Source organism: Chryseobacterium sp. ISL-6, assembly GCF_018613715.1.
GTDB classification, from domain to species: Bacteria; Bacteroidota; Bacteroidia; order Flavobacteriales; family Weeksellaceae; genus Chryseobacterium; species Chryseobacterium paludis.
On record NZ_JAGGPT010000010.1, the window covers coordinates 395,089 to 407,537 of the forward strand.

Consider the following 12,449-nt stretch of genomic DNA (forward strand, 5'->3'; position numbering starts at 1 on the left):
ATATTAGACTTAAAAAATTATGAAAAAATTAAGCAAGATCATCTCTATCTTTTTACTGCTTATAATGACCCAATCTATGACTGCACAAGAACATAAAGCTAAGGTATTAGTTCTCTTCTATTCAGATAATGGCGGAACTTACGAATTGGCAAAAGAAATATCAAAAGGAATTGAAAGCAAAGGAAACGCACAGGCTGTCATCAAGCAGGTAAAAGCCTCTACCAATCCTAAACTTAAAGACATTCCTGTTGCGTCTGTTGAAGAACTTACATCCTATGATGGGATTGCATTCGGATCTCCTATTTACTTTGGAAATATCAGTACAGGAATGAGTGAGTTTTTGTCAAAAACTGTTGGCCTATGGACCAGCCATTCTTTAGAAGGGATGCCTGCTACTGTATTTATGTCTGCAGGAAGTGGAGCTGGAAAAGAACTAGCTATTCAGTCTTTTTGGAACAGCCTAGCCGTTCACGGAATGGTTTTGGTTTCTAATGGAATCCGTGGTGTTGAAAATGTTGATAAAAACACACCACAAGGAAACACTGTTCTTGGAGTAACAAGCCTTGCTTCCGTAAAAAATGTTGAGCGTCCGAGTGAAAGTGAACGTTATATAGCACGGTTACAGGGTGAAAACTTTGCAAAAGTGACGTTGGCTCTGAAAGGTACTTTTTCGAACAAGACAGCTGTCATCAATCCTGCTGTTGAAAAATCAGCAGATATTAACACTGTTCTGAAACAAAAGCAAATCATTCTTCCTCTAGTACCCAAGCCTGCAGGAAATTATCAGCCTTATGTACGTTCGGGAAATCTTATTTTTATCAATCAGGTAGCTTTAAAAGATGGCAAAATTATAAATCCGGGAAAACTGGGCCTGGCACTTACTGAAGAACAGGTAAAAGAGGCCACAAAAGTAACAATGCTGAATGTCCTGTCTGTTCTGAATGAAGCTGTAGGTGGGGATCTCAATCGTGTAAAACGATGTGTACAATTAACCGGAATTTTTAATACAAAAGATGATTACACAAAACATGCTGATCTGATGAATGTGGCTTCCAATTTAGCTGTAGACGTCTTTGGGGACAAAGGAAAACATGCCAGAGCCACTTTTGGAGCATCTTCAATTCCTGTCAACTCTTCTGTAGAAATTCAGGCTATCTTCGAAGTAGAATAGAAAATATTAATTAACTTAAACAAAAAAATCATGATCAAAGTATTCGTTGCAGGAGCTACCGGATGGGCAGGCTCTGAGCTAAGCAAAGGTATCTTTAAGCAGGAAGGAATGAAATTAGTTGGTGGCTTATCCCGATCCAATAACGGGAAAAATCTGGCTGAGATCCTTGATTTAGGAAATGAGGAGATTCCTGTATTTGACAGTATTGAAAAAGCACTTGATACTGTGGATTTCGATGTTCTGTTTGATTATACAAAACCCGATATTGCCAAGGCTAATATTCTGGCAGTTTTAAAAAGAGGTAAAAAAGTAATCGTGGGAACTTCCGGACTAACCAGTGAAGATTACGCAGAAATAGAAAAAACAGCTCTTGAAAACAACACTTCCGTTTTGGCTGTAGGAAACTTTGCTATTACGGTCGTTCTTTTACAAAAATTTGCAGAAATTGCCGCTAAATACATCCCGAATTACGAAATCATTGATTATGCCCATGAGCTTAAAATTGATACTCCAAGTGGAACAGTAAGAGAATTGGCACATCGTCTTGCACAGGTTCAGAAGCCAACCGTTCACATTCCTACTGATCAATTAATTGGTGAAAAAGAAACAAGAGGTGCAGATATGGAGGGAGTTCATGTTCATTCTGTGCGACTTCCTGGGTATGTAATTGCTGTGGAAACTATTTTCGGATTAAAAGACGAAAGATTAACAATAAGACATGATTCCGGGACAAGTGCAGAACCATATGTAAAAGGAGGTTTACTGGCTATTGAAAAAATAGGAACATTTAAAGGTCTTCGTAGAGGTCTGGATACTGTGATGGATTTCTAAACTCCATTTCAAAATAAAATATACAATCAAGAGACTTATAAGTCTCTTTTTTTATTCAAAAAAACGGGAAATATTATCCATAATAATATTATATTTAAGGTACTAAATTAAAATGTATATATGAAAAGGATCTCACAATTTTTACTTCTTTTGTCTTTCAGTATAGCTTATTCTCAAACTAATTTCAAAATGGATATCAGTGCTCCCATGTTTGAGAAGGATTCAATTTCAATTGCACCTTTAATGGGTATGGGAGATATCCATATGCTTTATAATCTTACCATACATCCTGATGAGAATGTGAGATTTATGAAAAGCTTTAGTGCTGCTTTTATTAAGATTCATGATCAAAATACAATAACAGGATATATAGAATATCCACAACCCATACTTTTCAGTTATTTCAATGCTATTGAAAATGGAGCCTATGGATCTGATGTTTTCTTTATTGAAAAAGGAGACTATACCATTAAAATAAATGATAAAAACCTGGATTTTACTTCTGGCTCAGAAACACCAACAAATGCAGAATATAAAAAATTAAAAAAACAGCTTGAATTAGCTGATAAAAAATTAAAACCATTTGAGGATAATGATGCTGGAGATATTGAATATAAACAGAAATTACTAAGAAACTATATAATTAAAAATCCCAATTCGTATGTAGCATTTTGGGAAATTGTAAGTGATTTTTCAAAGTATGGATTTAACAGAAGTTATATAGAGAATATGCCATTATTCTCTAAAAAGATAAAAGGAATATTCAGCTATAAAGAATTTGATAAAGTATTAAAATTAGAAAATTCTACGGGTGTAGGAGGAAACTTTCCTGACCTAAAGCTTAATTCTTCTGATAAAATAAACACTTCCGATTTCTCTGATTATAAACTTACATTAATTGATTATTGGGCAACCACCTGCAAACCCTGTATTAAAGACCTGCCAAAATTGGTCAATTTATATGAAACCTATAAAGGAAAGGGAATTCAATTTATAAGTGTTGCAGATGATACTGTAAAAGAAAGAATGGATCGGGCAAATAAAATTCTAAGTGAAAATAAAGTAACCTGGAAAAACTATTTTGATCTTAATAAAGAATTTATCACAAAGCTTCATGCTACAGGCTATCCATTACAAATCCTCGTGGATCAAAATGGAAAGATCATAGCCAGAAAATTTGGAGAGCTGGATCAAATTACAACAGAAATAGAAAAGTATATTCAATAATAAAAATGGCAGCTCTAAAGCTGTCATTTTTTTTTAAGCAAAAGCCCCTCTGGTGTTCTCCAAATACAAATGATCACAACGATCAGACACAGAATATTGGTAAATAAGGCAGCAATAAAAGCCTTCTGATAATCTATAAATAAAGGTTTTGTGCCAAGAAAATAATAGAATATACTTCCTATCAGAATTATCCCTAAGATGGCAGCAGATTGCTGAAACGTAACATATACCCCAGAAGCATTTCCTGCTAATTTTCCAGGAATCCCTGACAATGCAATATTAGCCAGCGAAGGAATAATAGAACCCACTCCCAATCCATGAATAAAAAGCAGTATGTAGAGTAACAAAAAGGAAGAGTGTTTAGAGAACAGATAACCCTGCGCTATCAAAACTGAAATAATTATTATCAATCCAAAAATCAGAAATCTCTTTCCATACCTAAATATCAGTGTTGGTGAGACAATAGATGCCAAAATAAATCCCAGGCCCTGAAAAACAATAATTTCTCCTGAGTGCAGGGGACTGATCTTTAATCCATCCTGAAAGAAAAGGGACAGAATATAAAAGTAAGAATCTAGCATGATGAAGAAAAACGAAACAGCAATAATTCCTATATTAAAATTTCTAAATTCAAAAAGTTTAAGATCTATTAAATAGGATTTTGTCTGCTCCATTCTCGCTTTTTGATTTTTAATGAAAAAGAACAAAATAACAGTAGATACAGCGAGTAAAAAAATATTTTTCATTCTCTCATTATCATGTTCCATCATTGTAAGCGAATAGGTAAAGCAAAAAAGTCCGGTTGCTAACAAGAAAATACCCATAAAGTCGAAACTGCTTTCTGAACTATTCTTAGATTCGTCCAGAACTTTCCACCCTAAAAAGATGGCTAAGAGACAAATCGGAATATTGATCAGAAAAATAAGCCGCCATGATTCTTCCATGAAAGTGAGTGATGAAAAATATCCTCCTAAAAACTGCCCGGATAATGTCCCAAGACCTATGGTAATGCCATACCATCCCATTGCTTTGGTTCGATTTTCATGATCTGGGAAAAAAATCTGTATCATGGATAAGACCTGAGGAGACATCAATGCAGCACTAACCCCTTGTACAAATCTGGAGATCATAAGCAATACTGAATGGGAAGATAGTCCACATGCTATAGAGCTTATCATAAAAAAGAACAATCCAATTATAAATATCTTCTTTTTTCCATACAGATCTCCCAATCTCCCACCAGTAATCAGAAACGAAGCAAAACCAATGAGGTATGAAGCAATGATCAGCTGCATTTCTCCATTAGTCGCATTAATATCATTCTGAATGGAAGGAATGGAAACATTAATGATAAAAATATCCATAATAGTGAGCAATTGGGCAAAAAGGATCACTATTAATTTAAAAGTATTATTTTTCATTTTAGATAGATATATCTATTTTTTTAATTATAAAAAAATTAAGGCAATAAGCCTTGAATTATTTTTTTTGTCTGATCAAATGCATTTGTATTTTTATGAATTGTAGAAATCACAACAGCTCCTTCTAAAAGCAGACGTATATTAGCCGTTATCTCATCTGTATTTACAGATCCACCCTCCGCATTATACTGAATGACCAATTCCTTGATCATTGCCTGCTGTTTTTCTTTATGCTGCATAACAAAATCAGAAATCACAGGATTGCTATCCCCTATCTCAGCATTGATCTTAATAAAATGACATCCGGCAAATTTTGAAGAGGTCTGAAGCTTTTTACGATAGTCTATTAAAGCAAATATTTTATCTTTCGATGAAACAATTTTTAAAGAATGTTCTTCAAATCCATTGAACCACTTTAGTTCTTCTTTAATTAAATAAGCTTTTAAAAGTTCATTTTTAGATGAAAAGTGGTTGTATAATGAACCAATTGCGATATCTGCTTCAGCGATGATCTGATTAATTCCGGTTGAGTTAAAACCCTGCTTATAAAAGAGATCTGACGCAACTCTGATAATACGGTCTCTTACTTTCTCCTTTTGCATTCTAATAATTTTCACAAATCTACATAAAAAATAGAAAAGTCTATCTATTTTTAAATATTAAATTTATAGCCAAAAAGAATATGAGAAGTACAGAGAATATAGCATCGCATATAAATCCCTTAAATATATTCATAATATATCATGACATATTTGTACCTTTAGTTACGGTAGTTAATTATCATTAATATTTTTATACAAAATTATGGCAGGAGAAATTTATTTCATAAAAACCAATCCAACTATTGCCAAGATTAATTTATATAAAAAACTTTGTGGCGAAGAAAACATCGTTCTCGGCTATCTGGATGAAGATCGAAAGACCAGTTTAGAGATCATTAAAACCAAAGTAAAAGAAAACATTGAAGATCTTACTCCAACAGAATTCTGTAGTATCTTTCGTTGGTTTCAAAGTGAATATAAAGATGAAAATCCAGGAGATAGTAATGGTGAAGAGGAAGTGATAAATCAACTATTCATTCATGGGATAGATCAGTTTTATGAAATCCCTACAGAAGATGTAAGGAGTTTCAACCAAATCATTTCCGACTATCAAAGGCATTCTAAAAATACTTTACACTATAAATTCAATGCAGATAATTTTAGTCAATTTTTAATCTATGGAATTTTTTTCACAGGACTTATGAATCAGTTGCATAATAAAGAAAGTGAAAATATTCAATTAATGGATTATTTAAAACCTGATTATAAAACATTGTATTCCTTTGCTGAAGATGAATTTAAAGCAACTCTTCAGGATGCAGAAAAAAAATCAATTCCCTATCGGGATATATTATATAATTATTTCAATGAATTGTATGATCTAACCAGGTTTTATAAAGGATGTATCATCAAACTCCAAAACTCTTAGGGAGATGCAATTCTCTCCCTTCATCGCATTTTGTGATGTTCCATTAAATATTGTAGGGCTTCTTTAACCGCACTTTCAGGGTCTTTAGGATTAAATCCCAGTTCGTTTCTGGCTTTAGAAATATCAAAATTTTGTTGTAAGCCTGAAAACATAGCTATATCTTTCCTTGTCAAAACAGGAGTTTTGTCATTTAATTTAGCAAAAAGCTCCATTATCCCAGTGATCGCGTACAATAAAAATTTAGGAACAGAAGAAGGCACTTTGAGTTTGAGTTGGGGAAAAAGCCGATCTGCCAGAATCGTTGTATCGGTTATGGTCATGCATTTTTCATTCGCCAGAATATACCGTTCTCCATTGCGTCCTTTTTGAGCTGCAAGGTAACAGCCTTCTGCTACATCTTTTACATCAATCCAATTCAGTGTTATCTTTGTATCAACCGGAATTTCTTTATTTAATATTAGTTTTAGAACTCCGTAGGAAACATTCAAAGGCAAAAAAGATTCACTTCCTATCATTGCAGAAGGCATAACAGAAACCAATTCTATCCCTAGTTTTTTAGCCAATTCAAATGCAAGCTTTTCACCATCATTCTTAGAATTGTAATACATATTTCTCCGATCAGGATTATATCCGTAATCTTCCCGGGTGGGTAATTTTGTATAATCCAGAGCTGCAATAGAACTTACATAAACAATTCTTTTAACACCCGCTTCAGCAGCAGCTTCAATAGTATTCTGGGTCCCCAACATATTAACATCATAGATTTCTTTTTTAGGATCTTTTGCCCATAATTTAAAAGCTGCGCCTACGGCATAAAAGGTCTCCACTCCCTGAAGTGCTTCTATAAATGAAACCTTATCGGTAATATCTGCTTCGATCACTTCGCAATCTAATCCTTCAAAGGGCTTTTTATTCTTACTATTTCTTACTGTCGCCCTTACTGGAATTCCATTTTTCAGCAAAAATCTTACTAAATTGTTGCCTAAATGTCCGTTAGCTCCTGAGACTAAGCTTAGATGTTCTTGTATCATTCTTCTTGATTTTTTAATGACACAAAGTTCAGCCTCCTGATTCCCTATTCACTTGACTTTTGTTAGTTAATTAATTTCCTGCGGATTCGACTTAGGCTTTCCGGTTTCATCCCTAAAAAAGACGCAATATATTGAACAGGGACATTTTGAACGATCTCAGGATAGTCTTCAATAAGCTTTAGATAGCGTTGCTCAGCACTTAATGCAGACAATTCTCGCGAACGATTTTCATTGTAAGCGATAGATTTTTGAAATACAGAAATACTAAAATCCTTCATTCCACTGCTTTTATCTGTTAGCCGGTCAAGGTTTTCCTTTGTAATCCGTAAAAGTTTACATGCAGTGATGCATTCAATATTTTCTTCTGATCGGGTTTGGTTGATAAAATGAAAGTAAGAGGTAAAAAAACCTGGTGGACAGTTGATATGAGTGGTAACTTCATTACCATCTTGGTTAAAATGAAATAGCCTTAAGTAACCTGAAACAATATAATATAAATACTGCGGAATCTTATCTTCTTCTTCAATGATTGTATTTTTAGAATAAATAACAGGTTCAAAATATTCCTCAATCATTGCCTTTTCATATGAACTGAAATGGTAAGCTGATTCTATGTATTTTAAAAGCTTTTTGTGCATATCCAATTTTACAAGTATCATTTATAAAACAAATTTAATTTAAATGTAGAAACTTCTACCATAAAATAAATTAATCGACTAAGTAGATATCCAATACTTTTTTTTGAATCCGTATGTAATACCTCTCTTAATTCAATTGTCTTAAGAATAAACTATCGCACATGACCCGAAAGATAATTGTTTTCTTATGTATTCTATCTTCTTCTTTTATTTTTGCACAAAGCATTGAAGGGATTATTACCGACAAGGAAAATAAACCAGCAGCAGAAACAGAGATACTTGTTACAAAAGATAATGAAAAATTTTCTGCAATTACGGATGAAAAAGGTGCGTTTAAAATTGCTCTTAAAAAGAATGGAAATTACTTACTGGAAATAATACAAGATGGTATAAAAACTGAAAGTGAAAAAATAAGCATTACAGGGAATCTGAAAAAAGACATTCAATTAAAAGGAGCGCCACCTACAGAACAGAAGATAGAAGGAGTAACCGTTACGGTAAAGAAAAAACTATTCGAAAGAAAAGTCGATCGGTTGGTTTTTAATGTTGAAAGTTCCGTGGCATCCCAGGGTATCGATGTTGTGGAAGCACTATCCAAGACTCCAATGGTCCGTGCTACGGATGATGCCATTACTATCGCAGGAAAAAGTAATGTTGCCATTATGGTCAACGACCGTCTTTTAAATTTATCCGGACAGGAGCTTATTAATTATCTAAAAACATTACGCTCTGATGATGTTGCTAAAATTGAAGTGATCACTACACCTCCAGCAAAGTATGAAGCAGAAGGCAAAAGCGGATTGATTAATATTGTTTTAAAGAAAAATACAAATTTAGGCTGGAATGGTTCTTTACAAACCTCTGGAAGCTACTATTATGGACGGCCCACAGTGAGTACAAGAAGTGGAGCCAGTTTTAATTATCAGGGAAATAAATTATCACTGACAGCCAATTTATCTGCAGGAGATAATTATTGGGAGAATAAAGCTTACAATTATCTTACAGGAACTACCAATTCAAACTACTGGAACACCGATACAAAAAACTCAAATAATTACAAATACAAGGGTGGAAACCTTAAAGGTGAATATAAGATCAATGATAAAAACCTTGTTGGGTTCAATTATAATTATTCCTTTAGTAATCCTTTAGAACAAGCTGAAAATTACACTTCTATTTTCAATGAAACAGGAAAACTAAACCTTTTCTCAGACAGTAAAAATAAAAACCATAGAAACGTTCACAATACCAATGCTTTTTATGATATAAAGCTCGATACTTCGGGGAGTAAACTTAGTTTATCAGCCAATCTACTGATTAATAACTCGGATGCAAAAAATTTCTATAATACAGTTACCGACAATACAGTTTCAACTTTTACAAATCCTATAAGCAAATACCGAATTTACTCCGGACAGGCTGATTTAGAAAAAAGCTTCTCAAAAATAAAAACAGAATCCGGTTTAAAGTATATTACTATTAGAAACAATTCCGATTTTAATTTCTTTAATATCGAAGACGGTCAGTTTATAATCAATAAAGAAAGAACAAATACATTCAATTATAATGAGCAGAATTATGCTGCTTATGTTTCCACAAGTTTTAAAATTAATGATAAATGGGATGCCAAAGCAGGACTTCGCTACGAATACACCACTTTGGAAGGTGTATCATTAAATGATAATTCTTCGGCAAAGATCAAATACGGAAAGTTTTTTCCTACAGCTTATCTAAGCTATAAAGCCAATGAAAATAATACTTTCTCTTTAAATTATTCAAGAAGAATTACCCGTCCTTATTTTGGAAATTTAAATCCTTTCAAATATTATACTTCTGAATTTGAGTATAAGACCGGAAATCCTTATCTCCTTCCTTCATTTTCAGATAACTTCGAATTCGGATATGTTCTGAAAAATAATTTCAACGTTACATTATATTATAACTATAATAAAGACAATTGGGACAGAATTCAGGTAGTCCAGGACAATCTTAAATATAATATCGTAAAGAACTTTTATAATGAAGATCAGGCAGGAATTAATATCAGTTATAACTATAACAAATTAAAATGGCTGGAATCCAATGTTTTTGTAAACGGTTTTTATGCTAAATCGAAATCTTACCTTCCTGAAGCCGTAGCTGCAGCAGGAGGATTTGGAGGAAATCTAAATCTGGACAATAACTTCTTCTTAAACAAAGAGAAAACAGTCACATTGATGCTTGGGTTATGGAGCTATCTACCCAACAGAGATGGAAATACCGATTACTATGGGAATTCTTCTATTTACACCGGAGTAAAATTAAATCTTATGCAGAAAAATCTTATGATCAATTTGTATGTAAACGACCTATTAAATACCAATCGTGACAGAGGAATAGAATATTATCCTAATTATAATGTAGAGTATTATTCAAAAGGAATTACCCGGAATGTCTACCTTTCTGTAACCTATAAATTTGGAAATAATGATGTAAAAGGAGCTACGAAACAGGTAAATTTTGAAGAATCAAGCAGAGCAGGTGGAAATGGTGGTAATTAATAAAATTTCGGAGGTAATAGTTTATATTTTTTTTCTTTTCTATTTAAAAAAGAATATCCCACTCCACCCACAAAATAAGCCAATACATCAAAAACATCTCCAGTAAACCTGTTAGAAATTAAAGGACAAACTACTTCAAATAGAACCGATAAATATAAAGTCGATGTAATGATAAATTTTAAATTGGGTTTCCATTGGAAGCCCATTATTTTATTCATGATATACTGGATCAGATAGCAATACATCGGCATGGTCATTAGATCAGTAAAATAATCATTTATCCAGGGAATAATAATACCATTTCTTCGCAAAATAATAATGGTTAGCCAGAATAACAAACCCAGTAAAAAACAATTTGAAACCTTATATTCCTTAAGCATGTAAGATCGCCATAAGAATTCCTAAAATAACCTGCAGAACTTTAACTACAATCTCCTGAATATCTTTTTCATCTTTCTTTTCAACATCAGCTGCTTCGTAATCAAATTTTTGTTTCCCTTCCATTATATTTTGATTTCTATGATGCAAATATATAAAAATTAGAACAAATGTTCTAATTCTAAGAATAATAAGAAAATCTCCCTTATATTTGAATCATGAAAACCAAGGAAAAGATCATATCAACGGCGCTTCGTCTTTTTAATGAAAAGGGTTATAACAACATAACTACAAGACATATTGCTGCTGAACTAAATATTAGTCCTGGAAATCTGCATTATCATTTTAAACATTCTGAAGATATTATAAAAGTTATTTTTTCGGAACTAATAATTGAGATGGATAAAATGATGAATAACCTGAATGAAGCTGAAGTTAAAACCTTAGAAAGTCTTTTTGATTTCACCTTTCATACGTATGAAATATTCTACTCTTACCGTTTTATTTTTCTCAATTTTGTTGATATTTTAAAAAAGATCCCCCAAATAGAAGCTCAATATGAAAAGATCACAATGGGCAGAAAAAATGAATTTCAGACTATTTTTTCGGACTTCCAGAAAAACAAAATTTTTCAGGAGAACCTTCCTGATTTTATTATAGAAAACCTTAGTACACAGATATTTATTATCGCCGATAATTGGGTTACCCATAATAGCATCACTTTAAAGCTACCAAAAGACGAAGCAATAAAGCACTATAGCCTTATACAGATGAATTTATTTTATCCGCTACTGAATCCGGAACAGCAGGAATTATACAAATTAAATTACATAAATAAATAGTCAATGATAATTAGAAAAGGAATAATTTTCCCATATAGAATAATGATCAAAAAAAACTCCTAATTTCTATGTCAGATACGCAATCAGAATATAACGGATACAGGATCTCAGTTCCTTTAGAATTTGAGACCATATTCTCACACTTTTATTTCGCAGAAAACACTTCTGAAAGGGCTGTTACCAAAACACTATTACCTACCTATCAGACCATAATGCTATTTTGCTTTGGAGAGAGTGCTTCAATGATCACTAAGGAGAAAACAAAGATAACCGTTGATCAATGTATTGTCTTTGGTCCTATCAGACATTCTTTTGATTATACCCTACCATCTAAAACTTCTATTTTAGTCGCTAATTTTAAAGATGATGCTTTTTACCGTTTTTTTGGAAAAGCATGTATCTCATATCATACTGCAATGAATCCTGATGATCTTCTTTCAGAAAACTGTTTTACCAATTTATGGCATCAGATTTCAAAAATCACCTCTACGCAGCAACAGGTGGATCATATTCTTGAGTTTTGTAAACCCTATCTGCAAGACCGAGATAGTACAAGTCAGCTTTTAAGCAACTTTACTAATAAAAATTTGAATCCTATCAAAACCATTGCCGAGAAAACCAATCAAAGTGAGCGGAATATTCAACTAAAACAAAAAGAACAGTTTGGATATTCATCCAAAGAGATCAATCGTTACAATCGCTTTTCAAAAGCCATCCAGCTTATTGAAAAAGAAATAGCCAATCAAAATAAAGTAGAATGGTTTACCATTGTCGATGAATGCAATTATTATGATCAAAGCCAGCTGATTCATGATTTCAAACATTTTATTCACCTCTCGCCTTCACAATATCTGAAATTCCAACAGGATATCTGCAATCCGAAATCAGAATAAATAGACA

Annotated in this window: 13 protein-coding genes; 7 read left to right on the forward strand and 6 right to left on the reverse strand. The window is 32.8% G+C overall.

The genetic code is table 11. The features are described from left to right. Window positions 1-19 precede the first annotated feature (19 nt). From J7E44_RS19815 to J7E44_RS19825, 3 genes are all read left to right on the forward strand, one after another. Window positions 20-1,171, forward strand: a complete 1,152-nt coding sequence (locus J7E44_RS19815) for an Atu1372/SO_1960 family protein (RefSeq protein WP_214832830.1) — start codon at window positions 20-22, stop codon at window positions 1,169-1,171. Window positions 1,172-1,201: 30 nt separating this feature from the next. Then, window positions 1,202-2,002: a 4-hydroxy-tetrahydrodipicolinate reductase gene (dapB, locus tag J7E44_RS19820; RefSeq protein WP_214832832.1), complete on the forward strand. Its 801-nt coding sequence runs from the start codon at window positions 1,202-1,204 to the stop codon at window positions 2,000-2,002. Window positions 2,003-2,122: 120 nt separating this feature from the next. Continuing rightward, window positions 2,123-3,229, forward strand: coding sequence for a TlpA family protein disulfide reductase (locus J7E44_RS19825; protein WP_214832834.1), 1,107 nt, complete (start codon window positions 2,123-2,125; stop codon window positions 3,227-3,229). Window positions 3,230-3,252: 23 nt separating this feature from the next. On the opposite strand, the gene J7E44_RS19830 is transcribed toward J7E44_RS19825, so the two are convergent. Together J7E44_RS19830 and J7E44_RS19835 are read right to left on the reverse strand one after the other, a co-directional pair. Next, the gene (locus J7E44_RS19830) at window positions 3,253-4,650 is read right to left on the reverse strand and encodes an MFS transporter (RefSeq protein WP_214832836.1); all 1,398 of its coding nucleotides are present in this window, start codon (window positions 4,648-4,650) and stop codon (window positions 3,253-3,255) included. 38 nt (window positions 4,651-4,688) lie between these two features. Next, on the reverse strand, window positions 4,689-5,252 hold the full coding sequence (locus J7E44_RS19835) for a TetR/AcrR family transcriptional regulator (protein WP_214832838.1): 564 nt from the start codon (window positions 5,250-5,252) through the stop codon (window positions 4,689-4,691). Window positions 5,253-5,454: 202 nt separating this feature from the next. Between J7E44_RS19835 and J7E44_RS19840 the strand changes: the two genes are divergently transcribed. Continuing rightward, complete coding sequence (locus J7E44_RS19840) at window positions 5,455-6,120, forward strand: hypothetical protein (protein ID WP_214832840.1); 666 nt, start codon at window positions 5,455-5,457, stop codon at window positions 6,118-6,120. Window positions 6,121-6,140: 20 nt separating this feature from the next. On the opposite strand, the gene J7E44_RS19845 is transcribed toward J7E44_RS19840, so the two are convergent. Together J7E44_RS19845 and J7E44_RS19850 are read right to left on the reverse strand one after the other, a co-directional pair. Then, complete coding sequence (locus J7E44_RS19845; protein ID WP_214832842.1) at window positions 6,141-7,151, reverse strand: NAD-dependent epimerase/dehydratase family protein; 1,011 nt, start codon at window positions 7,149-7,151, stop codon at window positions 6,141-6,143. Between the two features lie 62 nt (window positions 7,152-7,213). After that, window positions 7,214-7,810, reverse strand: a complete 597-nt coding sequence (locus J7E44_RS19850) for a Crp/Fnr family transcriptional regulator (RefSeq protein ID WP_251040631.1) — start codon at window positions 7,808-7,810, stop codon at window positions 7,214-7,216. 140 nt (window positions 7,811-7,950) lie between these two features. Here J7E44_RS19850 and J7E44_RS19855 point away from each other — a divergent pair, with 140 nt between their 5' ends. Further along, the gene (locus J7E44_RS19855) at window positions 7,951-10,329 is read left to right on the forward strand and encodes an outer membrane beta-barrel family protein (protein WP_214832844.1); all 2,379 of its coding nucleotides are present in this window, start codon (window positions 7,951-7,953) and stop codon (window positions 10,327-10,329) included. On the opposite strand, the gene J7E44_RS19860 is transcribed toward J7E44_RS19855, so the two are convergent. Together J7E44_RS19860 and J7E44_RS24150 are read right to left on the reverse strand one after the other, a co-directional pair. Then, on the reverse strand, window positions 10,326-10,667 hold the full coding sequence (locus J7E44_RS19860; protein WP_214832846.1) for a hypothetical protein: 342 nt from the start codon (window positions 10,665-10,667) through the stop codon (window positions 10,326-10,328). The two genes, J7E44_RS19855 and J7E44_RS19860, sit on opposite strands and share 4 nt — an antisense overlap. A 34-nt stretch (window positions 10,668-10,701) precedes the next feature. Beyond that, window positions 10,702-10,833, reverse strand: a complete 132-nt coding sequence (locus tag J7E44_RS24150; protein ID WP_285439799.1) for a hypothetical protein — start codon at window positions 10,831-10,833, stop codon at window positions 10,702-10,704. A gap of 92 nt (window positions 10,834-10,925) precedes the next feature. Between J7E44_RS24150 and J7E44_RS19865 the strand changes: the two genes are divergently transcribed. After that, window positions 10,926-11,549: a TetR/AcrR family transcriptional regulator gene (locus tag J7E44_RS19865; RefSeq protein ID WP_214832848.1), complete on the forward strand. Its 624-nt coding sequence runs from the start codon at window positions 10,926-10,928 to the stop codon at window positions 11,547-11,549. 68 nt (window positions 11,550-11,617) lie between these two features. Beyond that, on the forward strand, window positions 11,618-12,442 hold the full coding sequence (locus J7E44_RS19870; RefSeq protein WP_214832850.1) for a helix-turn-helix domain-containing protein: 825 nt from the start codon (window positions 11,618-11,620) through the stop codon (window positions 12,440-12,442). Window positions 12,443-12,449 lie beyond the last annotated feature (7 nt).

Excerpts from the sequence above, each read along its gene's own strand:
- J7E44_RS19815 (WP_214832830.1), top strand. The coding sequence starts at position 20 with ATGAAAAAATTAAGCAAGATCATCTCTATCTTTTTACTGCTTATAATG.
- dapB (WP_214832832.1), top strand. The coding sequence starts at position 1,202 with ATGATCAAAGTATTCGTTGCAGGAGCTACCGGATGGGCAGGCTCTGAG.
- J7E44_RS19825 (WP_214832834.1), top strand. The coding sequence starts at position 2,123 with ATGAAAAGGATCTCACAATTTTTACTTCTTTTGTCTTTCAGTATAGCT.
- J7E44_RS19830 (WP_214832836.1), bottom strand. The coding sequence starts at position 4,650 with ATGAAAAATAATACTTTTAAATTAATAGTGATCCTTTTTGCCCAATTG.
- J7E44_RS19835 (WP_214832838.1), bottom strand. The coding sequence starts at position 5,252 with ATGCAAAAGGAGAAAGTAAGAGACCGTATTATCAGAGTTGCGTCAGAT.
- J7E44_RS19840 (WP_214832840.1), top strand. The coding sequence starts at position 5,455 with ATGGCAGGAGAAATTTATTTCATAAAAACCAATCCAACTATTGCCAAG.
- J7E44_RS19845 (WP_214832842.1), bottom strand. The coding sequence starts at position 7,151 with ATGATACAAGAACATCTAAGCTTAGTCTCAGGAGCTAACGGACATTTA.
- J7E44_RS19850 (WP_251040631.1), bottom strand. The coding sequence starts at position 7,810 with ATGATACTTGTAAAATTGGATATGCACAAAAAGCTTTTAAAATACATA.
- J7E44_RS19855 (WP_214832844.1), top strand. The coding sequence starts at position 7,951 with ATGACCCGAAAGATAATTGTTTTCTTATGTATTCTATCTTCTTCTTTT.
- J7E44_RS24150 (WP_285439799.1), bottom strand. The coding sequence starts at position 10,833 with ATGGAAGGGAAACAAAAATTTGATTACGAAGCAGCTGATGTTGAAAAG.
- J7E44_RS19865 (WP_214832848.1), top strand. The coding sequence starts at position 10,926 with ATGAAAACCAAGGAAAAGATCATATCAACGGCGCTTCGTCTTTTTAAT.
- J7E44_RS19870 (WP_214832850.1), top strand. The coding sequence starts at position 11,618 with ATGTCAGATACGCAATCAGAATATAACGGATACAGGATCTCAGTTCCT.